The organism is Thermosipho sp. (in: thermotogales) (assembly GCF_020054775.1).
Taxonomy (GTDB): domain Bacteria; phylum Thermotogota; class Thermotogae; order Thermotogales; family Fervidobacteriaceae; genus Thermosipho; species Thermosipho africanus.
On sequence record NZ_JAIHAP010000009.1, the window covers coordinates 1 to 22477 of the forward strand.

General features: G+C 30.5%; 23 protein-coding genes. 5 read left to right on the forward strand and 18 right to left on the reverse strand.

Annotated elements, in window-relative coordinates; all coding sequences use genetic code 11:
• The 5 genes from JG780_RS03005 to JG780_RS03025 all read left to right on the forward strand — a co-directional run.
• A partial coding sequence (locus JG780_RS03005; RefSeq protein WP_287569165.1) for a YncE family protein occupies nucleotides 1-828 on the forward strand: 828 nt, incomplete at its 5' end.
• Between the two features lie 36 nt (nucleotides 829-864).
• Nucleotides 865-1467, forward strand: coding sequence for a CBS domain-containing protein (locus JG780_RS03010; RefSeq protein ID WP_287569166.1), 603 nt, complete (start codon nucleotides 865-867; stop codon nucleotides 1465-1467).
• The gene (locus tag JG780_RS03015) at nucleotides 1467-2120 is read left to right on the forward strand and encodes a segregation and condensation protein A (protein WP_012580321.1); all 654 of its coding nucleotides are present in this window, start codon (nucleotides 1467-1469) and stop codon (nucleotides 2118-2120) included. Before JG780_RS03010 ends, JG780_RS03015 begins: the two co-directional genes overlap by 1 nt.
• A 3-nt stretch (nucleotides 2121-2123) precedes the next feature.
• Complete coding sequence (scpB, locus tag JG780_RS03020; protein WP_004102444.1) at nucleotides 2124-2669, forward strand: SMC-Scp complex subunit ScpB; 546 nt, start codon at nucleotides 2124-2126, stop codon at nucleotides 2667-2669.
• Nucleotides 2617-3642: an AAA family ATPase gene (locus tag JG780_RS03025; protein ID WP_041427225.1), complete on the forward strand. Its 1026-nt coding sequence runs from the start codon at nucleotides 2617-2619 to the stop codon at nucleotides 3640-3642. The genes scpB and JG780_RS03025 overlap by 53 nt, the downstream gene beginning before the upstream one ends.
• Nucleotides 3643-3670: 28 nt before the next feature.
• Here the strand turns inward: JG780_RS03025 and fliY are convergent, their stop codons facing one another.
• From fliY to JG780_RS03115, 18 genes are all read right to left on the reverse strand, one after another.
• Entirely contained in the window at nucleotides 3671-4768 is a 1098-nt protein-coding gene (fliY, locus tag JG780_RS03030) for a flagellar motor switch phosphatase FliY (RefSeq protein ID WP_287569184.1), read from the reverse strand.
• Nucleotides 4768-5757, reverse strand: coding sequence for a flagellar motor switch protein FliM (gene fliM / locus JG780_RS03035; protein WP_012580317.1), 990 nt, complete (start codon nucleotides 5755-5757; stop codon nucleotides 4768-4770). The genes fliY and fliM overlap by 1 nt, the downstream gene beginning before the upstream one ends.
• Nucleotides 5758-5770: 13 nt before the next feature.
• A complete protein-coding gene (locus JG780_RS03040; protein WP_012580316.1) occupies nucleotides 5771-6295 on the reverse strand; it encodes a flagellar basal body-associated FliL family protein in 525 nt (174 codons plus the stop codon).
• Between the two features lie 11 nt (nucleotides 6296-6306).
• The gene (locus JG780_RS03045; RefSeq protein WP_004102432.1) at nucleotides 6307-7173 is read right to left on the reverse strand and encodes a flagellar motor protein MotB; all 867 of its coding nucleotides are present in this window, start codon (nucleotides 7171-7173) and stop codon (nucleotides 6307-6309) included.
• Between the two features lie 2 nt (nucleotides 7174-7175).
• Entirely contained in the window at nucleotides 7176-7964 is a 789-nt protein-coding gene (locus JG780_RS03050; protein WP_004102430.1) for a motility protein A, read from the reverse strand.
• A complete protein-coding gene (locus JG780_RS03055; protein ID WP_041427341.1) occupies nucleotides 7964-8176 on the reverse strand; it encodes a flagellar FlbD family protein in 213 nt (70 codons plus the stop codon). The genes JG780_RS03050 and JG780_RS03055 overlap by 1 nt, the downstream gene beginning before the upstream one ends.
• Before the next feature lie 19 nt (nucleotides 8177-8195).
• Nucleotides 8196-10310, reverse strand: a complete 2115-nt coding sequence (locus tag JG780_RS03060) for a flagellar hook-basal body complex protein (protein ID WP_012580313.1) — start codon at nucleotides 10308-10310, stop codon at nucleotides 8196-8198.
• Nucleotides 10311-10315: 5 nt separating this feature from the next.
• Entirely contained in the window at nucleotides 10316-10984 is a 669-nt protein-coding gene (locus JG780_RS03065) for a flagellar hook assembly protein FlgD (protein ID WP_012580312.1), read from the reverse strand.
• On the reverse strand, nucleotides 10959-13220 hold the full coding sequence (fliK, locus tag JG780_RS03070; protein WP_012580311.1) for a flagellar hook-length control protein FliK: 2262 nt from the start codon (nucleotides 13218-13220) through the stop codon (nucleotides 10959-10961). Before fliK ends, JG780_RS03065 begins: the two co-directional genes overlap by 26 nt.
• The gene (locus JG780_RS03075) at nucleotides 13217-14164 is read right to left on the reverse strand and encodes a hypothetical protein (RefSeq protein ID WP_012580310.1); all 948 of its coding nucleotides are present in this window, start codon (nucleotides 14162-14164) and stop codon (nucleotides 13217-13219) included. The genes fliK and JG780_RS03075 overlap by 4 nt, the downstream gene beginning before the upstream one ends.
• 113 nt (nucleotides 14165-14277) lie before the next feature.
• A complete protein-coding gene (fusA, locus tag JG780_RS03080) occupies nucleotides 14278-16335 on the reverse strand; it encodes an elongation factor G (protein WP_012580309.1) in 2058 nt (685 codons plus the stop codon).
• A 49-nt stretch (nucleotides 16336-16384) separates the two neighbouring features.
• Entirely contained in the window at nucleotides 16385-16675 is a 291-nt protein-coding gene (locus tag JG780_RS03085) for a LiaF transmembrane domain-containing protein (RefSeq protein ID WP_249030999.1), read from the reverse strand.
• A gap of 9 nt (nucleotides 16676-16684) precedes the next feature.
• Nucleotides 16685-17194, reverse strand: a complete 510-nt coding sequence (locus tag JG780_RS03090) for a hypothetical protein (protein WP_287569167.1) — start codon at nucleotides 17192-17194, stop codon at nucleotides 16685-16687.
• The gene (locus JG780_RS03095; protein WP_287569168.1) at nucleotides 17191-18975 is read right to left on the reverse strand and encodes a polysaccharide biosynthesis protein; all 1785 of its coding nucleotides are present in this window, start codon (nucleotides 18973-18975) and stop codon (nucleotides 17191-17193) included. The genes JG780_RS03090 and JG780_RS03095 overlap by 4 nt, the downstream gene beginning before the upstream one ends.
• A gap of 11 nt (nucleotides 18976-18986) precedes the next feature.
• Entirely contained in the window at nucleotides 18987-20234 is a 1248-nt protein-coding gene (gene murA, locus JG780_RS03100) for a UDP-N-acetylglucosamine 1-carboxyvinyltransferase (protein ID WP_012580305.1), read from the reverse strand.
• An 11-nt stretch (nucleotides 20235-20245) separates the two neighbouring features.
• A complete protein-coding gene (locus tag JG780_RS03105; RefSeq protein WP_287569169.1) occupies nucleotides 20246-20839 on the reverse strand; it encodes a GGDEF domain-containing protein in 594 nt (197 codons plus the stop codon).
• Nucleotides 20832-21467: a hypothetical protein gene (locus JG780_RS03110; RefSeq protein ID WP_287569170.1), complete on the reverse strand. Its 636-nt coding sequence runs from the start codon at nucleotides 21465-21467 to the stop codon at nucleotides 20832-20834. The genes JG780_RS03105 and JG780_RS03110 overlap by 8 nt, the downstream gene beginning before the upstream one ends.
• Nucleotides 21464-22477, reverse strand: a complete 1014-nt coding sequence (locus JG780_RS03115) for a rod shape-determining protein (protein ID WP_126992334.1) — start codon at nucleotides 22475-22477, stop codon at nucleotides 21464-21466. The genes JG780_RS03110 and JG780_RS03115 overlap by 4 nt, the downstream gene beginning before the upstream one ends.

Consider the following 22477-nt stretch of genomic DNA (forward strand, 5'->3'; position numbering starts at 1 on the left):
GTTTTAACAAGTTCTATAGAAAGAAAGGTATATATTTATGACTTAGAAACAAACAAATTAAAATATCTATTTAATAATGTTGGAGTGTATCCTGCAATATCATATACAGACAAAAATTATTTATTCATTATTGATACTGTTGGAAAAGAAATAATCCTAATTGATTTAAAAAAACAAAAAAAACATACAAAAAGACTTGAGCACAGACCAATTTTCTACAATCGTATTAATAGCATAATTTACATTCTTGATTCCGAGGGGAATCTATTTGGCTATGACTTTAATTTAAACTTAGTATACTATCACAAATTTCTCTCAACACCAAATTATTTCTATTTTTACAAAAGCAAACCAATTGGATTATATATCTGGAAAAACAATATTGATTTTGAATATCAAGGAAAAATTTATAACTATAACCTTACTACACCCTCATTATTAGTAGATAACTTTATAATAGATACAAGAGGGGGGAATATTTTAGAAATTGATAAAAAGAAATTGTATAAGTCGGAACCTTACATATCATTTGCAATAATCTGGAATAAAAAACTTTACTTTGGTTCAATGTTTAGTAATACAATTTACAGCATAGAAAGTGGTAAAATAGAAAAGGTAGCAAAATTAAATTATCAACCAACTTACGCAAAAATTATAAACGATAAACTATACATTCTCTCTGCATCAAACAATAAGCTTATAATATTTGATAACAATACAATACAAGAAATCGAGACAGGTGATTTTCCCATTGAAATTTTTAGTTATAAAGGCGAAATAGCCGTTGTCTGTGCTGAAAATGGCGAGATAAACATATTTGAATTCTAAAAAATTATTTACTTAGTAAAAAGAGGAGGGCAAAATATGAATGTAAAAAAATGGGTTTTACAACACTTTCCAACAGTAAAAAAAGACGAAGAAATAGGAAATGCTTTAAGAAAAATGAGAGAATTTTCCTGTAATTATTGTATAGTATTAGATGAAAATGACAAGTTCGAGGGTGTTGTTTACAAATCGAGTATCAGAGATTCAGAACTCGACGAAAAAATCGATATGTATGTAACTTTTCCAGATTTTTATGTAGTCGAAGATTCAAATGTCGAAGAAGCAGCACTAATGTTAATAGAAAACAAAGATCAAGTTCTTCCAGTTGTAAATAATAACGCAGAAGTTATTGGAGTTTTAACTGTCCAAGAGGTGCTTGAAGCATTTATTGAACTTTCAGCAATGGATGAACAAGGAACCAGAATAATTTTAGAACTTGAAGATAAACCTGGTGAACTAAAAAGAGTAATAGATGTTCTTGCAAATAATAAAATGAACATTTTATCAATTCTTACTCTCAAAGACGACAACAAAAGACAGGTTTCTATAAAAATTCAATGTGAAGATCCTGAATCAGTAGCAAATTTACTTGAAATATATAATATCAAATACATATCTATCATTGAAGAAGAAGGTTTTTAATGGAATTAGTATTTAAATTCCAAGAATTTGAAGGTCCATTAGATTTAATAATATATTTAGTAAAAAAGAAGAAACTAAGTATTAGGGATATTCCTCTTTCTCAGCTTGCTGATGAGTTTTATGAGTATTTACAACAAATGAAGAATTTAAATCTTAATATAACTTCTGAATTTATAGTCACTGCTTCTTATTTAATGGAGTTAAAATCAAAAAGTCTTCTACCAAGAAGCAGTGAGGATGAGTCTTTTAAAATATCCAAAGAAAAATTTTATTCACAAGTTGAGCAATATGCAGCCTTAAAAGATTTAGTCGAAAAAGTTAAAAATAGCGAAAATTTAAATATTGAAAAAATGCCAGTTTCTGTAAAAACTGTTTTTCCGAAAATTAACGAAAAAAAGTTAAAAGATATAATAAAAAATGCTATAAAAGAAGTTGAATTAAAGCAAAAAGTATATAAAATCAAAAAAGAAGAAATCACAATCGAAACTATAATGAGTAAGGTTCTAAATTCTAATATCAACAAAAACTTATATGAAATTCTTAAAAACTTAAATAGCAAGTATGAAATTATAATGTACTTTCTTGCAATACTAGAACTAATTAAACTTAAAAAAATAACTTTAGATGAAGAATTTTACATTAGGAGTGTTTAGTCTATGGAAAAAGAAAAAATTGCACTAATCGAAGCAATTATATTTGCATCAAAAGGAATATCTATTCAAAAACTCAGCGAACTAACAAATATTGATCAGGATGAAATAAATAAGATTATAGAACATCTCTATTCAAAATATAACAATAATTCTGAATCTGGAATTGAATTAAAAAACATAGATGGATATTTAAAATTTTACACGAAAAAGCAGTATTCTTCACATATTGAAAAAGTTGTAAAAAGACGTTCTTTAAGCACTCTTACAAATCAACAACTTGAAATTGTAATACTTCTTGCAACAAAGAAAGAAGCAACAAAAAAGGAAATAGATGGAATCCGTGGGAAAGATTCTACAAATATTTTAAAACAGCTACTTTATAACGGCGTAATTAAAAGAAAAAAAAGTGGAAGATCTTATATATACGGTTTAACTGAAACTTTTAAAGAAGAAACACTAATAGAAGAACTCATCGAAGAACTGGGAGGTGCTCAACTTGACACTTTTAGAAGCAAAAACTCTAGCCCGCAAAATAATGGAAAGCGGTGAAATACCACTTTTAGTTGGCCATTTTGGTGTAGGTAAAACCGATATAATTAGAGAAATCGCTCGTGAGACAAACAGAGAATTAATTATTTTAGTTCTTTCACAAATGGAACCTGGAGATTTAATAGGACTACCCTCAAGGCAAGATGATAAAACAGTTTTTCTTGAACCTGATTGGTGGCCTAAAAATAATCAAACAATACTTTTCTTAGATGAAATCAATAGATCTCATAGAAGCATTAGGAACGCTATTATGCAGCTCTTGGTTGACAAAAGAATTCATAATCACATATTGCCAGAAGGCACTTGGATTGTAGCTTCTATGAATCCTCCTGATGAAGAATATGACCAGGTAGATTTAATAACTGATCCTGCATTTTTGTCAAGATTCTTTATCCTTGAAATTACACCTGACCTTGAAGAATGGTTAAAATGGGCACAAAAAAACGATATTCCAAATGAAATAATAAAATTTATTGAAAAAAATCCTGAATTTTTATATTCCTCAAATCATATATCACTAAAGACAACCATAAAACCAAGCCCAAGAAGCTGGCATAAGCTTGGAAATGTATTCAAAAAACTTTCCGATGAGGAGAAAAAAATTTTCGGATATCAACTTGCCTCTGGAATACTTGGGCCAGAAGCAGCAAAAATATTTACGGAAAACCTCTTCTTAAATATTCCTACTGCAAATCAATTGCTATTAGAAGGAATTATTCCAGAAAAATTAGAACTACATGAAGCTAATTCAATAATTCTAAGAATAATTGACTTTTTTTCAAATCTTGATGAAGAAAATGCAAAAAAATTACATGAAAAAGCAGAAATAATTGCAGGAAATTTAATCAAATTTTCAAATTCTGTTCCAAAAGACAGCTTTTTCAGCCTAGTTAGATTACTAAGTGAGCTTTCAAATGAGAATGGTTATAAAGGAAAGTTGTGTGATAAAATACTTGAAAAAATATCATATTAAAAAAAACTCCCTTCAGCACTGAAGGGAGTTATTCTAGTGTATAAAATCTCTCCTGAGGTGTTACAATTTCCGTAATCCTTACTCCAAAATTTTCATCAATTACTACAACTTCACCACGGGCAATCAACTTGCCATTTACAATAATATCAACCGGTTCACCGGTAAGCTTATCCAATTCAATTAGAGAACCTACTGATAATTCCATAACTTGCTTTAAAGTAAGTTTTGTCTTTCCAAGCTCAACAACAACATTAAGTGGAATATCAAGAAGTGCCTGTATTCTATCAGGTATTTCTCCTGTTGATTTTACAGTTCCGCCACTTTCAAAAGATTGAAATTGTACTGGAGATACCGAAACAGGATTTTTCTCTACATTTTTTGTAGTTGTAGCAGAATGCTCGGCATAATTTTGAGTAGAAACAGATGAAGAAGTTTCTGCTGCGCTCGATTTTACCTTTTCTTGTTTTTCACTCTCAAAAATCATACTATATAATTTTTTAACAAACTCTGGATGCATTGCCAAAAAGAAATCAGCTGGTTCTAAACCCTCGATTACAAGCTTAAAATTAACCTTAGCTACAACCGCATCATCACTAGTTGCAATAGGTGGGAAATTAACGTTTTCACCATCAAAATCAATCAATTCAACAGTTGGTGGAGTAATATCTACAGGCTTTTTTAACATGTCAGAAAGGGAAGTTGCTGCAGCTCCCATCATCTGATTCATAGCTTCTGACACAGCACTCAATGATATTTCATCAACTTCTTCATTTTCAACTTCTCCCGTTCCACCCATCATTATGTTAGCTATTTGTGCAACCAGCATTTGCGGAATAATAAGAGCATTTAGACCTTCTATTGCACCTTTAAAATGTATGGAAACTACTGCATTTTTTCCTGTAACTTCTTTTTTTATTTCTGAAATTTTTTTCAAATCAACTGTTGGAACAGTAATATCAACTTTCCTCCCAAGCAAAGTTGAAAGCGCAGTAGTTCCACTCCCCATTATAATATTCCCTATTTCACCAAACATATCTTTTTCTATCTCAGTTAAATCTTCATCTTCATTTAATTGATTAAGTAATGAATCTAATTCCTCCTGGGATAAAAATTGTTCATCACCCATCATTTTATCTCCTCCTCATCGAGAACCTCAACAATCTTTACCGCATATTTTCCTTTAAATACTCCTGGAACACCTAAGAATTTATCTTTACCATTTAATTTAATTTTTAAAGGATCTTCTTTAAAAGTATCTAATCTTATAACATCTCCAACCTCTAGGTTCAATATATCCCATAGCGTTAAATTAGTCTCGCCAACAGCTACCGAAAGTTCAACAATTGTTCTTGCTAAATTTTCACGTAATGCTTTCATGTCTTCTTCAGAAACTATTTTTTGCTTGGTCTTAAACCAACTTTGAGTAGTTAATTTTTCACCAATAGGTTCAACCAAAGATGATGGCCAACAAATATTAATATATCCCTCAATATTTCCTATTTTTAACAATAATGTAATTACAAGAACCATTTCATTTGAAGCAACAATTTGAACAAATTGTGGATTTGTTTCAATTGCTTCAATAACTGGTGTAAAAGAATAAACGGTACTCCATGCTTGTACCAAGTTAGTTAAGATGTTTACTACTTCTTTTCTCATTACTTCAATTTCAGTATCTGTTGGAGGCCTGTTAATTTCCACATTCATACCAGGCCCTCCCAGTAATATTTCTAATACCCCAAAAAATATTTCTAAATCTATATCCAAAATTGCACTCCCAACAAATTCTTTGGCAGAAAAAACTGCTATATATGAAGGATTGCGAATTGACTTTACAAATTCATCATAAGTCATCTGATCAAGACCGACCAAATCAACTGCTACAAAGCTACGAAGACGCCCTGAAAAATAAGTTGAAAGGCTCCTTGCAAAATTTTCATGGAGCATTTGTAAAGTTCTCTCTTGTTCCTTTGAAAATTTTCTAGGCCTTAAAAAATCATATGTTCTTACTTTTTTTTCTTCCTCTTCTTTTTTTACTTCTTCAATTGATACTTCCCCTTGATTAACCGCTTGCAGTAATCGATCTATTTCTTCTTGGCTCAAAACATCAGACATTTTATCACCTCAATTATTGAACGGAACTAACGGCCTTTATATACAAATATACATCAATTACCCCTTCCTTTTCTTTTTCACCAACAAAGCCGGTAATTTCGTTAACAGCGTTTTTAATTTGCTTTTTTAAAAGTTCAATCCCAGCTGGAGTATTTATCTCTGTTCTTTCTTTACTCAAAAATATCAACATTAATGCATCCATAATTTCATCATTTTTTTCAGCAATTAAACTTCTACATTGGTCACTTCCAACTTTAAAAGATAAAGAATCTATTACAGCAACCTCTTTACCACCTTTTAACATAAATGTCTGATAGGTTCCTGTTTGAATAACTACTGCTTTTATTGGAACTGCTGTCGTAGTGGTCGTAGTGGTTGTTTTCTGAGTTTGGACTTGAGTATTATTACCCAAAAACATTACCACTGCAACACTAACAACTAATGAAATCACAAGCGGTATCAAAATAGGTCCTAATAACCCCATTATTCCTTTCTTTTTTTTAGGTTGTTGTCCTTCTTGGATTTCTTCTTCTGGCATTAAAATCCCTCCTATTTTGCAAGTTCACGTTTAATTAAAATATCAATTCTTCTATACTTCTCTCTTAATTGTCTTATCTTATTATCTGTTTCTTCAGTTTTTTGTGCTACAAAATTATTCCATTCTTCTCTTGTTATTTCACCAGCAACTAATTTTTTTCTCATCTCTTCAAGTTCAAATTCGTACAAATTTCTTAATGCTTTTATTTCCTTTTGAATTTCAATATCTCCCTTTCCAATTGGCAAAAATCTTTCAGCTGCATAATAGTAATCTGGGTCGAATCTTCCCAATTGTATATCTGCAATTCTTTCAAGAGTTCTCTTTTGCTTTAGTTCTGTAGTAAAAAAGTAAACAACACTTGATGCTCTTGCGGAACTTAAATGCCAGTTTGATTGGTAAATAGAATTTTCTGGTACAGGAATTTCATTAGCGTATCCATATATTTCTAAAACATTTGTTGTATGTTCAATAATTACTGCTCCTAATTTTTCTAATAATTTTTTTGCTTCGGCAGTTAAACGCGCACTACCGGGATTAAATATATCCAAATCGCTAATTGTAATTAACGTACCTTCGTCTCTTTCCTCTACTGTTACTTTTCCTTTATACTCTTCTGAAATTTTCAATATCTCCTGATATACACCCGGATTTTGCGATATCAAAGGCTCAGTCTGCAAAGATTTTCCTCCTGTAAGAACACTTGGTGGATTACCATTTAACGCCGATGTTAATCCAACTGCAACCTGTTGAAATTTTCCTGGACTAATACTTGACATTGCAAATAGCAAAACAAAAAATGTTAGTAAAAGGGTCACCATATCTCCGTATGTTGTCATCCAAAGCGGAGCACCCTTTGGGCATTCTTGTTTTTTAGCCATTATTATGCGCCCGCCTCCTGAGTAGCTGCTTCATACTGAGCTTTTACAGCATCTGGTAAGAAGGACTTTAATTTTTCCTCCAATATTCTTGGGTTTTCACCAGCTTGAATTGACAAAATTCCTTCTAAAATCATCGTTTTTTCCATTTCAAAACTTATTACCCTTTTTGCAATTTTTTCTGCTATAGGAAGAGCCATAGCATTTGCCATTATAGAACCATACAATGTAGTAATTAATGCAACTGCCATTGAAGGACCTAACGAGTTAGGATCATTAAGGCTCTTAAGCATTTGTATCAACCCTATCAAAGTTCCTATCATTCCAAACGCAGGAGCATATGCTCCAATTGCTTCAAATAATCCCTTCTTCAAATTCATTTCATTACTAGCAACTTCAACTTCTATTTCAAGCATTGATTTTAAAACTTCAGGTTCTGTACCATCTACTAAAAGTTGAAGACCTTTTTTCATAAATGGATCATCGAGTTGCTCTATATTTTCTTCAAGTGATAAGAGACCTTCCCTTCTTGCTTTTTCTGACAAAGATACTAACGTTTTTAACAAATTTACATAATCGGTTTTTGGTTCTCTCAAAGCTTCAAGTGCTATCTGAACAATTTTAAAACCAATATCTTTCGGATTTGCTGCAATTGCAGCACCAATAGAACCACCTATAACTATAACAATGGATGGAATATTAATAAACGCGGCAAAATCTCCACCACCAGAAACAATTCCAAAGACAACCATAGCAAAAGCTATACCGACACCACCAATTAATGCTATATCCATTAATCATCACCGTCCTTAAATAAAGGAGGAATATTCAAAATCTTCTTTTTATATTCAATAATTCTTTCTATAACTGTCTTAGCATCTTCTGAAACTATATATTTTTTTCCGTTGTACAAAGTTATTGTAGTGTCAGGGAGTTCTTCTACTTTTTCGATATAATCTGCATTTAAATAAAATTGCTGTCCTGATAATGAAGTAAGTAAAATTATAAAAATCACTCCTCAATTATTATCGTCTCAAATTAACAACTTCTTGAAGAATTTGGTCAGCAGTTGTTACAACTCTAGCATTTGCCTGAAAACCTCTCTGTGCAATAATTAATTTTGTAAATTCTTCTGATAAATCTACATTTGACATCTCTAATGCACCTGATATTAGAGAACCAGAACCACCAAAACCTGGTTGTCTAATTATTGCTCCTCCACTGTTTGCACTTTCTGTATATAATGAATTCCCAGCTTCCAATAAACCAGCAGGATTATTAAATATAGCAAGTGCTACTTTTCCTAGCTTATCAGTAAGCCCATTACTAAATGTTCCAATTATATCTCCATTTTCAGCTATTGAGAAAGATTCTAGAGTTCCTTGAGCATTACCATTTTGTTCTGTAACATAAGCATCAGAAGTTGCTGCAAATTGAGTTATTCCAGTCAAATTTAACTTTATCTTTACTTCTCCATCTCCATTTTCACCGGCATCAAATTTTATAGCATCTATTGATTCACCTCTATTTACCTTGCCAGTAGAAGGATCGAAAGCATAAATGCCAGTAAATCTTCCGCTTTCATCAAATGTCATAACACCAGCTGTTCCACTAGTAATTTCTTGACCTGTTTCATAATTAGAAAGATATTTAATATTTTCCCCACTTGCGTTTCTTACTCTAAAAGCCCAAGCATTTTTGAAAGTGTCTGTACCGTCATAGTAATTTGCTGAAAGTTTTACAAAATCTATATACAAAGTATAGGCATTTCCTAATGTATCATAAACTTGCACTGAAGTTGTGTAAAATGGAGAATTAAATTCAGAAACTGCAAAATTTGTTGGATTATCTGCCTCATAAAATCTAGGTTCACCACTACCAGGTACTACTACACTATTAACAGTATCTTCTCTTACTACTTCTATTGTATACGTTCCACTTGGATTAAAAACTCCTGATAAACTATATGAAGTTCCATTTGTTATATTATTTAAGCTATACTCTCCCACTAAATTACCATTTCCGTCTCTTACAAATACTTTTATAGGTGAAGAGGTAGTTGTTCCATTATATGTAAAGTCTATCTGATTTGCTGCAACACTAGTTGGAGTTTCCGTTGATAATACATACCCAGGAGTTTGCAAGTCAACAACATCGTTTGCTATTTCTACGATATAATTTCCACCATTAACAATTTTTTCAGATGAAATTGTTGCATTACCACTTGAAACACTCGAAGTTTGAACATCCAAAATACTTCCGTTTGAATCTTTTATAATAAACGTATAATTTCCATCATCTTGTTGAATATTGTTCAAAGTTAAGCTTCCATCAGTCGTTGCTGTTGCAGAAAGTGATTGCTTTATCGCTCCAGATTGAACTACATTTCCAAATTTATCAAATTTAATATAAATTTCTCCATCAACAGAATCATCACTTCCACTATAAACCTTTGCTCTATAAATCTGGTAATCTGAGAATGGTTCTTGCAATGCCCCACTTTCACGGTCAAAAAGTATTTTTACATCTACAGAATTTCCTCCATAACCAGAAAGTGTCATAACTGTTTTGCTAGGCCCAACTCTTGCATCAAGATTATTAGCAACAGTCATATAAGATGTTTTTTTAGCAGCCATTGAAAGACCTGCAGAAATTTGAATATCTGATATTGGCTTATTAGTATCAACAAATCTCTTTCCTGATTCTGGATCCGGTTCTGCAACCCATCCTTGTAATTTAAGTCCTGAAGATGCTTGTACCAATGTACCATTTACATCCAAATCAAAATTACCAGCTCTTGTATAATATATCTTTCCTGAACCATCTTTTAAAATGAAAAAGCCATCTCCTTGAATTGCTAAATCTGTTTTCTTTCCAGTATTTTGAAAACTTCCTTGTGACATGATTTTATCAATAGATGCTACCTTAACACCATAACCAATTTGCTTTGGATTTGTACCTCCTGTTAATTCTGTGGCTCTTTTAGATAATTCTAATACTTGGGAAAAGGTCGTTGCATAAGTAACCCTAGAAGCTTTAAAGCCAATTGTACTAACATTTGCAATGTTATTCCCAACAACATCAATTGCTTGTTGAAATCCTTGCAATCCTGTAACACCACTATAAATTGACCTAATCATCTATTTCACCCCTCTTGCGAAATTTCTATTATTGAACTTATAGGATACAAATTTCCATTTACTAGAACATAAACATCATTATCCCTAAATTGTACTGCTTCCACTTTTCCTCCATCCATAGCAGAAATTTCCTCTAAATTTCCATCAGGTTGTACTGAATAAAGATTGAAAGTATATTTCCCATCAGGAAGCATCACACCATCATCGCTTCTACCATCCCAAAGAAAAGTCTGCATTCCTTCACTCAAATTACCCAAATCTTCTTGACGAACCAATTTTCCATTCTCATCGTAAATTTTTAAAATAACATGCGATGGAGACTCTAATTTGAAAACTTGAGTCGATGTTGTCCCGTTTGATAGCTCTAACACATTAGATTTTACAACTGCATACTTTCCAACCATGGAAGAAGCTTGAGCTCTATACAATGAAGCAGAACTTTCAACAAACTTCTGTACAGACTCGCTCATATTAGTAATCTGTTCTAATGTGGATAGCTGTGTCATTTGGGCAATAAATTCTCTGTCTTTCAATGGTTCTAATGGATCTTGATTTTTTAATTGAGTTACTAAAAGTTCCAAAAAAGCTTCTTTGTCTAATTCCTTTTTTATTTCTTGTTTTTTTGAATTTGTACTCAAATTGTATATATTATCCATCGAAACCCAATTCATCATCTTGCTTCACCCACCTTTTTTGTCTTCTCTTTTGCTCTTGTTGTTGATCTTCATTAGGATGCTGATTTTCATCCTCGTACCATTCTTGCTCTTCTTTAACTTCTAAATTAAATTCTTTTACTTCTAAACCTACATTTAATAATCTTTCTCTTAAATTAACCAATCCCTTTTCTATAATTTCCTTTGAATCACTATTATCAAATACAAACTTTACAACTATTTCATCTTTTACCTTTTCCAAATTTATTTCCATTTTTCCAAAAGCAGGATGTTCTAAATTTATAACCGCTTTTTCTTTAATTATTTCTCCCTTAAAATTTATCATTTCAACAACTTTTTTGTAAATATTCTCTATATTTCTATTTTGAGTTTCAATTTCTACCTTCTGATTCAAATCTACCTTCCCAGTTTGTAAATCGCCAGACCTCACAATATTCTCATCAATATGCGAAAGAGATTGGTAACTTTTTTTGGCATAAAACTCTTTTATATTATTAGAAACTTTTGGTTTTATATCACTAAATTCACTTTTCAATTTTGAAATTTTATTTTCTCGTTCAAAAACAAACTTTACATTTACCTCACTTTTATTATTCTTCGAAACACTTTCCATTTTCCTAATTAATTCATTCAAAGTTTCCACATTTTTCTTTATAGACTTTAAATCAATTTTTAAATGCCCAGTATGTTCTTTTTTCAACATCAGACTATCCAATTTTCTGATACTTTCAAAATTTTCTTTATTATCTAATATATTGACTATCATCGGCTGTAAAACAACAGCTTTTATGGTGCTATCATTTGGAAAAACACTATCAACATTAACTTTATTATCCAATATCAAAAACTTTTTGCTTGAAATTTTTAACTTTATATTATCTTTTTCATTCAAACCTTCAAAATTATCTTTTATCTCATTACTACCTTTTACAAAATCTTTTAAATTAATTTTTAAAACTAAAGGAATTCTCTCCAATTTATCATTCCATGTTATTTTCCTTGAAGTTAAATTATTTTTCAAAACTTTTTTATATTCGTATTTAGTTGTTTTACTCTCTAAACTTAACAATTTATTTGGATCTATTAAAATTATTAGTTTTTCACCTTTTTTTAGATTTATTTCTTTTTCATTAATAACAACAATTTTTTTATTGTTATCTGGTATGTTTAAAACTCTATCCACAAAATTTTTACTAATTATTTTTTCTTTCTTCAATGCACCTTTAATTATTTTTTTATTTTCTAGACCATAAATCTTTTCATTACTTTTTTTCGAATAAAGATTTTTAGTATCACTTTCAAATTTCTTTCCATTTAAAGAACTTCCACTTCCTAAACCTATACTACTTTTTATTTTTTGCTCTACATCTTCAATGAACTGAATTTTTGACTTAAACTTATCTTCCAATTGAATTTTGTTTAAATCTTTATCTTTAACAATTACCTTATCTTTGATATCTTTTTGAATTAAATTTTCGACTTTTTTAGCCACTTCAACTTTCGAAATTTCCTTTTTTAATCCATCGTCCTTTATTAATTTTCTTTCATTGACTATTAGCTTTTTTACCACATCTGTTTTTGAAACAATTTCAGCTTTAGCTTTATTATCTTTAGAATTAGGAATTATTTTTATTTCTTTTTTATTACTACTTTTCTTTATATCGATATTTTCAATACTTGAATCTAAATTTGTTTTAATTGGCAAATTATTTTTACTTTCATCAACAATAACCTTTTTGCTAATACTTTTAATTTCTTTTGAAATAAAATCTTGATCTTTTTTACTTATTTTAGTTTCGAATTCTTTATCACTTAGTTTAGAATTTTCTTCTAATTTTTTCAATGATAGAATTTTACTATTTTCAATAACTATTTTTTTCTCTGCATCCAGTGCGTTGGTATTTTTTTCTATAACTTTGTTAGTATCATCCTTAATAATTACATTTTTTCCACCTAAATCATTTAATTTCCCAGCTCCATTTTGCCTATTATTTGTCAATGATAAACTTTCTATAGCTTTCTTTAACTCCGTAGCAGGAGTTGTTAATTCTTTTTTCATGCTACTAGATATTTCAAATACTCTTTTAGAAAGGAAATTAGCCATAACTTTCTTTTTTGTTTCAAGCAGCGCTTTTTCAAAATCTTTAAAGTTTTGATTATCTTTTATTTTTTCATTTGTTGTTAATTTTAAATTAGAACCTTTTTTTATATTAATAATCTGCGTCAAAAAGTTCATTCGATCCCACCACCAAGTTTTATTATCTCAATAAACAATTTTTCATTATTTTCTTTCAACCATTTAAGTATATTTCTTGATTTACTAGGCTCTAGATTGGACAATATATAAGCTACTATCTTAGGAGATTCTTGATATTGATTTATAAAAGCTTTTATTTCTTCCTCTGTTAAACTTAAAATGTAACTTTTTATAGCTTTATTGAAACCTTCAAGAGATATTAATTGGCTTTCTCTTTCATACAATTTTGCGTAAAAATCTTCTAATTCCTTTATTTTACTATTAACTTCCTTTAAAATCTCTTCGACATTGTATATTGTATTAACCACTGATGCAGCTTTTGTTGGATTTACCGAGGCTAAAGATTGTACCATTTCACTTCTTAAATCAGGTGAAAGTTTTTGAAATACAACAGCTAAAGTTTTTACATCAACTTTCTCGCTATTCATTAAAGGCAAAAGTTCTTTTGAGTCACCATTTTTAAATATTTCAACTAAGCTATCTAAATTTTCAACTTTCTTAACCACTTCAACTTTCGAAATTTCTTCTTTAATTTTCCTTTCTTTCCATTCATCCTCTATTGACTTTAATGTTTTATACAATAACTCATTTTCTTGCTTTAATTTTTCTGCTTCTTTTAACTTTTCCTCAGATTGCTTTATTAACTCCTCAATATTTTTCTTGTAACTTTCCAAAACTTCTTCAAAATATTTTTTTGGCTCATTTATACTTAAAGGTTCATATTTAACAAATTTATTTACCAATGGTATTTTTGACAATAAGTAAGCTGAATAACTCTTAAAATTAGAAAAAATACCTTCATCAATTCCATAAACTTGATTTAGCTGAAACTTAAAATAGGAAATAAATATTAAATTAGAAAAAAACAACACAGCTATAATGAATGCAACTAAAAATTTTAGAAATTTTCCTTTTTTTTCCATATCAACCCTCCAAGTTATACTTTGTCCATAGTATTCTTCTATATGTTCAAGCACTTTTCCTTAAAAAAATGAGGCGCATAGTTGCGCCTCATTTTTACTTACATATAAAAATTTTATTCTTGTTCTAATTCACGTTTTCTTTCTTGAATAATTTTTTCTTGCACATTTGGTGGAACTATATCGTATTTTGAGAACTTCATTGTAAAGTATCCTCTACCACTTGTAATTGAAGACAATCTTCCAGAAAAGTCTAACATTTCAGCTAGTGGAACTTCTGCAGTAATCTTTGTAATACCTTTTCCTGCTGGCTCCATTCCATGAGGTCTTCCCCTTCTTGAACTAATTTCTCCCATTACGTCACCTGCGTTCTCATCTGGAACAAATACGGAAACTTCCATAACTGGTTCCAATAATACAGGTTTTGCCTGCTCAAATGCTTTTCTAAATGCTTGAATTGCAGCTATTTGGAAAGAAATATCTGAAGAATCAACTTCATGATATGAACCATCAAACAATGTAACTCTAATATCAACAACTGGATATGCTGCAAGAGATCCCTTCTTCATTGCTTCTCTTATACCTTTTTCCACTGAAGGTATAAAGTTCTTTGGAATTACTCCACCAACTATCTTATCAACAAATTCAAATCCTTTTCCTCTTTCAAGTGGCTCAATTTCTATCTTAACATGTCCATATTGTCCATGTCCACCTGTTTGCTTTTTGTGTTTGTGTTCTCCAATGGCCTTTCCCATTATTGTCTCTCTATAAGCGATCTTTGGCTTACCAACCTCAACATCAACACCAAAAATGTTCTTAAGCCTTTCAACCATTACATCCAAATGGATATTTCCAATTCCAGAGATAACTGTTTCAGAAGTTTCTGGATCAAATTCCCAACTAAATGTTGGATCAGAGTCTGCAAGTCTTGCAAGCCCGTTACTGATCTTATCAATATCAGATTTGGATTTTGGATTTATACTCTTTGAAATCATTGGTTCTGGAAATTCTGGTGGTACTATCTTAAGTTTTCTATCTTTATGGGTCATTGTATCTCCAACTGAACTTTCCTTTAATTTAGGAATGACTATAATATCTCCACATGAAGCCTCTGGAACTTCGTTGGTACTCTTAAGAACAGGTAAATATAAATGTCCAATTTTTTCACTTGTTCCCTTATTCACATTTATAAGTGTATCCCCAGAACTTAATTTTCCACTGATTATTTTTAAAAAGCTCAATTTTCCAACAAATTGATCAACAATTGCTTTAAAAGTATAAGCAACAATTGGTTCATCTTCAACTGGCACTACTTCAACTTCATCACCAGTTTCTAAAACAGCTTTATAGGAATTCCCTTCAGATGGATTTACTCCTAAAATAGTCATTACTTTTAGGAATTGATCTACAGCAATATTTTTTTCAGCTGAACCACAAAATACAGGTACTATCTCCCCAGTTTTATATCCCTTTTTTAAAGTTTTTAATAATTCTTCAGCTGATATTTCTTCATCATTAAAATACCTTTCCATTAATTCTTCATCAAGAGAAACTATATCTTCAATCATTGAAGATTTCAATTCTTCAATTTTATCTTTTAATTCCGCTGGAACTTCAACTTCTTTTGCTTTACCATTTTCATAGACGAAAGCTTTCGAAGAGAAAATATCAACAATTCCTTTAAAACTATCTTCTGCTCCAATAGGATAAAAAATTGGAACAAAATTTTTCTCAAATCTCTCTTTTAAACTTTCAAGTGATTCTTCAAAATTTGCTCTTTCTTTATCCATTTGATTTATAAAAACAGCAATTGGTTTTTTCATTTCTTCTGCAATTGCCCAAGTTCTTTCAGTTTGAATTTCAACTCCAGCTGTAGCATTAACAACTGATACAATATTTTCCGTAACATAGATCGCATTAATTACTTCCCCAACAAAATCACTAAAACCTGGGGTATCTATAACCGTATATTGAGTACCATCAAAATTAAAAGAGGCAATATGTGAGGATAGACTCGAACCTTTTTCACCCTCAATTGGATCATAATCAATATCTTTATTTCCTATTTTATCAAGTACTCCAGCATTAAAAAGCATACTAGACAATAACACACTCTTTCCTGATCCATTATGACCTATCAAAGAAATAGTTCTTTTTTTATCAACAGCACCCATTCGCCCACCTCCAGTTTATATTTATTGCAAAAATTATTATATCATAGCTTCATCCCTTTTTCTTTACAATCAAATCTAAGCCTACTTCTATTAATCCAGAACTAATTAAAATCACTATAAACTCCAAAACATCAAAATGAATTTTTCCAAAAGCACTAGCAACAATAATACTTCCAACAATTATAGCAGCGATACCTTTTGGAAAACTTCTTATTAATTTGTAAATCCCAAATCCAATTATAAGAAACCCAATTAGAAAAATAAAAGAATATGAAAAGGAGAAAAATACCGAAAATAATATTAAAATCCCCAATCCCAATAAGATAAACCCCATTAACATAACCACACCTCACATGAAAAAGTCTGTAATCTCAGTTTCAATTTCTAATTCATAATCATCTTTTCTAAATTCTTCTTCAAAAATATTCTCAACTAAGTATTTTAAAACCAAGTATGAAATTTCATTATTAGTCATTTCTCTAGTTTTATTTTCATCCAAAACCACATAAACAACATCATTGTCATAAATAAGACCTTTTATAACGTTATCAGAAATCTCAGATACAATCACATCAGAAACAAGACTATTATTTAATAAAAGTTTTTCTGAAAATACCCTTACTTCAGAAAATTCAAAATCATCAATATTTGAAAAAAATAAACCCTTAAATAAAATTAATTCGCCCTCTTTTGAAGTTTCATATAATTCTAGCTTTATTCTACCAAAATTTTGATTAGATTTAATCTCACATTTCAGGCCATTTTCATGATATTCAGAAAGATTTTTAACAATTTTTGCTAAATAATCCTTCTTATTCTTTCTTACATATTTTACCGTAAAACTATCAATAAATCTCATTCTATTCCTCCTCTAAATTTAAATTCTGGAACCAATTTTCTTGCATATTCGCACGCTTTTTCGAAATTAAAACCCTTCAAATTTTCTAAAATTTCAAGAGAATTTTTCTTTATTTCGTCTTCATTGAAAGGTTTATCATATTTTACACTAAAAATTTTCGGATGTTTGGTTCTATTTGCCACTTCATATGGATAAAATAATTCTTCATACAATTTTTCACCTCTGCGAATTCCCGTATAAACAATTTCTATATTGTCTTTTCCTAAGATCTTTCCAAGTTTTCTAGCAATCTCCTCAATTGGAATTTGTTCCCCCATATCTAAAACAAAAAGATTACCATTTAAGATCGTTGATTCTAAAACTAGTGAAACTGCTTCTGGAATACTCATAAAGTAACGCCTCATATCAGGATGTGTTATAGTTACTGGCTTTCCCTGTTCAATTTGTTTTTTAAATTTCCAAAGCACACTGCCGCGACTTCCTATAACATTACCAAATCTTACAATTGAAAATCTTGTAGAACATTTCTTAGATAATATATAAAGTTCAGCTATCCTTTTACTCAATCCCATAAATGACGTTGGATTAACTGCTTTGTCAGTTGAAATAAAAACAAATTTTTCTACATTAAACTTACATGATATATCTGCCAAATTTATTGTACCAAAGACATTTACTCTTATTGCTTCATAAGGATTTTCTTCCATCAAAGGTACATGCTTGTGAGCTGCCGCATGAAAAACTATATCTGGTTTGAACTTTTCAAAAATTTTTTCCATCCATTCTCTGTTTTCTACATCACCAATTGCTCTAAAAATTTCAACATCTGCGTATTTCTCATTCAATTCTTCAGAAATTTCATATATACTATTTTCGCCTCTACCTAATAATATCAAACTCCTAGGTTTTTGAATAACAATTTGTCTACAAAGCTCACTCCCGATACTTCCTCCTGCTCCTGTAACTAAAACAACTTTATCTTTTAAATATTCACCAATTTCTTGCAAATTTACATCAATAGGTTTTCTTCCAATAATATCTTCAAGTGAAATATTCCTTATATCATCTATCTTTACTTTTTCACTAAGAATTTCCTCAAAAGAAGGAATAATTTTTACTTTTACTTTACTCAAATCAACTAAATCTACTATTTGATTTACCTTATTACTTGTAATTCCAGGAATTGCAATTATTAATTCATCAAAATCTATGACCTTTGAAAGTTCACCAATTTTAGAAATTGGACCATAGACTTTTTTACCCATAATAGTTCTTCCAATTTTAGATTTATCATCATCTACAAAAGCTACTATTTCACCTACTTTGTTTTTTTCAATATCTTCTGCCAAAGAAACCGCCATATTTTCAGTACCTACAATCAAAAATTTTCTGGTGTGATTTTTGGATGTTTGCACAAAAAATTGGTACAGAAGTCTTCCCGTTAAAATAAACATAAAAGAGCCAAGAAAAGTAATCATACCAACAGATCTAGGCAAAACAAATGATCTATAAAAGTGAAAAAACATAACTGTTAGTAGATAAGAAAAAAGTGTTCCTCTGAAAATAACCAAAAAATCTTTTTGATTAGCGTATCTCCAAACTATCTTGTAATTTCCATTTAAAACATAAACAACTGCAGCTATAATAACATAGAAATAGATAGACTCATTATACTTATCCATTTCAACAAAATCAAAACCAAACCTTATAAACAAAGCTGCTACACCAGCAATAATGGTTGCAAGAACATCTAATAAGAATAATAACAACTTTCTTTTCAAAGAAAATCACCTCAAACTATATGTTCAATTTCTCCATTTAAATGTCTAATTTTTTCAACAATATTTTCATAACCTCTTAAAACATGAAAATCATTATGAACCTCAGTAGTACCTTCGGCAACAAGGCCAGCAATTATTAAAGCAGCTGTTGCCCTCAAATCTGTTCCTTCAACTTTAGTTCCACTTAATTTTTTTACTCCATTGACAATAGCTGTACCATCAACAACTCTTATGTCTGCTCCCATTCTAACAAGTTCATCAATATGATGAAATCGATTTTTAAAAACATTTTCCACAACCATGCTAACACCATCAGCCAATGAAAGATAAACTAAAATTTGTGGTTGAAGATCGGTAGGAAAACCAGGATAAGGTTGAATATTTATATTTATTCCTCTCTTTTTACCTTCTCCATCTACAAAAACTCTGTTCTTTTCAATGATTACATTCGTACCTGTTTCTTTAAGAATTTCCCATAATATTTCCAAATGTTCTGGGATTATTTCCTCTATATAACCCTTTCCACCGGTTGCAGCTATTGCAATAGCATACGTTCCTGCCTCGATTCTATCTGGAATTACTTTGTAGCTTCCGCCATTTAATGAGTTAACCCCTTCAATTACTATTTTCCTACTTCCCGCTCCTTGAATTTTTGCACCTAAAGAATTTAAAAAGTTTTGAAGATCAACAATCTCTGGCTCCATAGCAGCATTTTCTATAACAGTAGTTCCTTCCATTAAAGCTGCAGTCGTCATTAAATGTTCTGTTGCACCAACACTTGGGAATGGAAGATTAATAATTACTTCTTTTTCCTTTTTGCCCTTTTTTATGTATACTTCCCCATGTTCTATCTCAACTTCAAATCCCAATTTTTTTAATCCCATTATATGATAATCAACCGGTCTAACTCCTATAGCACACCCACCTGGGAGAGAAACCTTGCTTTCACCAAGAATAACAGCAAGTGGTCCTGCAACATTAAAAGAAGCTCTCATTTTTCTGACCAAATCATATGGAACAACATGATTTTCTACTGTTCCATTTAAAGTAACTTTATTATTTTCAAATATTACTTTCTTTCCAATTTTTCTCAATATCTCTATCATTGTCTGAACATCTAAAAGATCTGGAACATTTTCAATCTCTAATTTTTCTGAACTCAATATAGTAGCCGCCAAAATAGGTAATGCAGAATTTTTTGCACCAGAAATTCTTACATTTCCATTTAATATTGAATTTTTTACCTTAAAATACCCCATTTTATCATCCTTTATGCTTTTACTATATTTAATAATTCTTCTAAACTTGTTGAATCATGTGGATAAACTGCCATTTTAATTTCAAATTTCACATCTGGAATTTTCAATTCAATAAGGTGTGCTATTCTCTCTTTTACAGTTTCAGCATTTTCTTTTGTAATTTCTGTTAAAAGCACCAAGAAAGAGTCATAAGAATATCTTCCAATGCTATCAAGTGGTACTCTTACTGCTTCTCTAAGAACTTTACCTAAAGTAATTATAATTTGTTCTTTTTCAAAATCCTCTTTACTGTTGATATCTAAAAGTTTGATCATCACTATTGCATATTCAAAATTTTCTTCAAATGCTTTTTGATGATAATAGCTTATCAATTTTAAAATGTGTTCTTTTGAATATACACGAGTTAGTGGATCAACCATTCTTTTCGTTCCAAGATCCTTAATAAAATCGTCAAAAGCTTCAAATTGCTTTTTCACTATCTCCGAATATTCATTTAAAAGTCCTTCAAGTTCATTTTGTCTGGATTTTAAAAATAAAACTTCATCTTCAAGTTCTTTAATTTTTGCTATCAATTCTTCTCTTGTCATTTTTTCGTATTCACTCATCCCTATCTCCTCCCAAATTATTCTTAATATAATCATTTAGAATAAAATAAATCCTCTTTGTTTTTATATCTGGTAAATTCAACTTAAAAACTCCATCCTTTATTTCAGCAAGATAAATTCCCATCTTAATAAGTGCCAAACCGTAAGGAGTATTTTTTGATAAAAATATTTTCGCATTATTTATTTGAACATTATCAAAAACTTCAAGCTTTCCTTCTTTCAAAAATCCTTCTACTTCAAAATTATCAGCAACAACTGTTACTTCAACATTATCATACCACCATTTTTTTACAAAAATAAACTTTCCGGTTTTTCTTGCTATTCCTAATATTTTTTTATCATCTGTCAAAATTATTCCAGGAGATTCTATTTTATAAAAATATACTCCCTTTTCCGTATAAGATAAAGGTAAAAGCTCATTTTTCATTTCATCAAATACAATTATTTTACATTCATTTTTGTTTTCAAAAGAATTCATAAATCTCATTTTCAACGAAAAAAAAGGTTTAGAAAAAACACTAAAATATTCCCCCGCAATTTCAACTACTTTACCATCCAAAATAAAATTTAAGGCAAACAAAAACAATGTAACTAGCAATGACACCAAAATTATCTCTACTTTATTCATTCATTCCTCCTTAACCTCGAAAGAATTGAAACTTTATCAAGGACCATACCGGCTCCACGTGCTACACATGTCATTGGCTCATCTGCAACAATTGCATTTATTCCTGTTTCTTTTTCAATTAAAGTTGTTATTCCTCTTAAAAGCGAACCTCCACCTGCAACAACTATTCCACGTTCAGTTATATCTGCAACTAATTCTGGAGGAGTTTTTTCAAGCGTTGCTTTAGTTGAATCTATTATTTGCATTACAATAGGTTTCAAAGCTTCTCTAATTTCTCCGCCCTTTAACACCAATTTCTTTGGAAGACCACTCGATAAATCTATTCCTGTTACTGATGTTTCAAGTTCATCATATTCCTTGTCAGGGAAAACATTCCCTATTTCTATTTTAACTCTTTCAGCAGTTCTTTCACCTATAACCACTCTATACACTTCACGAACATATTGAATAATAGCATCATCTAATTCATCCCCTGCAACTCTAATAGAAGTCCAAGTAACCAAACTTCCAAGTGAAATTACTGCAATTTCAGTTGTACCTCCCCCAATATCAACAACCATATTTCCAGTTGGTTCCTCAACATTTAAATTTGCCCCAATAGCTGTTGCCATAGGTTCCTCTATTAAAAAAACCCTTTTCGCACCAGCTTCGTTTCCTGCTTCAAGTATTGCTCTACTTTCTACTTCAGTAATTCCAACTGGAACACCTACTACAACTAATGGCCTAAACAAAGAAAATCCATTTTGTGCCCTATTAATAAAGTAGGAAAGCATTGCAAGTGCAACGTTGTAATCTGCAATCACTCCGTCCTTTAAAGGTCTAATTGCCTTTATATAAGCAGGCGTTTTACCTATCATATTTTTCGCTTCATTCCCAACTTTTAAAACCTCATCTGTTTCTACATTTATAGCAACAACAGATGGTTCATTAACAACTATACCTTTATTTTTAACATAAACTAGTGTATTTGCAGTACCCAAATCAATCCCCATGTCGTATCTTTTAAACAT

Coding starts and splice junctions, on each gene's coding strand:
- JG780_RS03010 (WP_287569166.1), top strand. CDS start 865: ATGAATGTAAAAAAATGGGTTTTACAACACTTTCCAACAGTAAAAAAA.
- JG780_RS03015 (WP_012580321.1), top strand. CDS start 1,467: ATGGAATTAGTATTTAAATTCCAAGAATTTGAAGGTCCATTAGATTTA.
- scpB (WP_004102444.1), top strand. CDS start 2,124: ATGGAAAAAGAAAAAATTGCACTAATCGAAGCAATTATATTTGCATCA.
- fliY (WP_287569184.1), bottom strand. CDS start 4,768: ATGGGTGATGAACAATTTTTATCCCAGGAGGAATTAGATTCATTACTT.
- fliM (WP_012580317.1), bottom strand. CDS start 5,757: ATGTCTGATGTTTTGAGCCAAGAAGAAATAGATCGATTACTGCAAGCG.
- JG780_RS03040 (WP_012580316.1), bottom strand. CDS start 6,295: ATGCCAGAAGAAGAAATCCAAGAAGGACAACAACCTAAAAAAAAGAAA.
- JG780_RS03045 (WP_004102432.1), bottom strand. CDS start 7,173: ATGGCTAAAAAACAAGAATGCCCAAAGGGTGCTCCGCTTTGGATGACA.
- JG780_RS03050 (WP_004102430.1), bottom strand. CDS start 7,964: ATGGATATAGCATTAATTGGTGGTGTCGGTATAGCTTTTGCTATGGTT.
- JG780_RS03060 (WP_012580313.1), bottom strand. CDS start 10,310: ATGATTAGGTCAATTTATAGTGGTGTTACAGGATTGCAAGGATTTCAA.
- JG780_RS03065 (WP_012580312.1), bottom strand. CDS start 10,984: ATGATGAATTGGGTTTCGATGGATAATATATACAATTTGAGTACAAAT.
- fliK (WP_012580311.1), bottom strand. CDS start 13,220: ATGAACTTTTTGACGCAGATTATTAATATAAAAAAAGGTTCTAATTTA.
- JG780_RS03075 (WP_012580310.1), bottom strand. CDS start 14,164: ATGGAAAAAAAAGGAAAATTTCTAAAATTTTTAGTTGCATTCATTATA.
- fusA (WP_012580309.1), bottom strand. CDS start 16,335: ATGGGTGCTGTTGATAAAAAAAGAACTATTTCTTTGATAGGTCATAAT.
- JG780_RS03085 (WP_249030999.1), bottom strand. CDS start 16,675: ATGTTAATGGGGTTTATCTTATTGGGATTGGGGATTTTAATATTATTT.
- JG780_RS03090 (WP_287569167.1), bottom strand. CDS start 17,194: ATGAGATTTATTGATAGTTTTACGGTAAAATATGTAAGAAAGAATAAG.
- murA (WP_012580305.1), bottom strand. CDS start 20,234: ATGGGGTATTTTAAGGTAAAAAATTCAATATTAAATGGAAATGTAAGA.
- JG780_RS03105 (WP_287569169.1), bottom strand. CDS start 20,839: ATGAGTGAATACGAAAAAATGACAAGAGAAGAATTGATAGCAAAAATT.
- JG780_RS03110 (WP_287569170.1), bottom strand. CDS start 21,467: ATGAATAAAGTAGAGATAATTTTGGTGTCATTGCTAGTTACATTGTTT.
- JG780_RS03115 (WP_126992334.1), bottom strand. CDS start 22,477: ATGTTTAAAAGATACGACATGGGGATTGATTTGGGTACTGCAAATACA.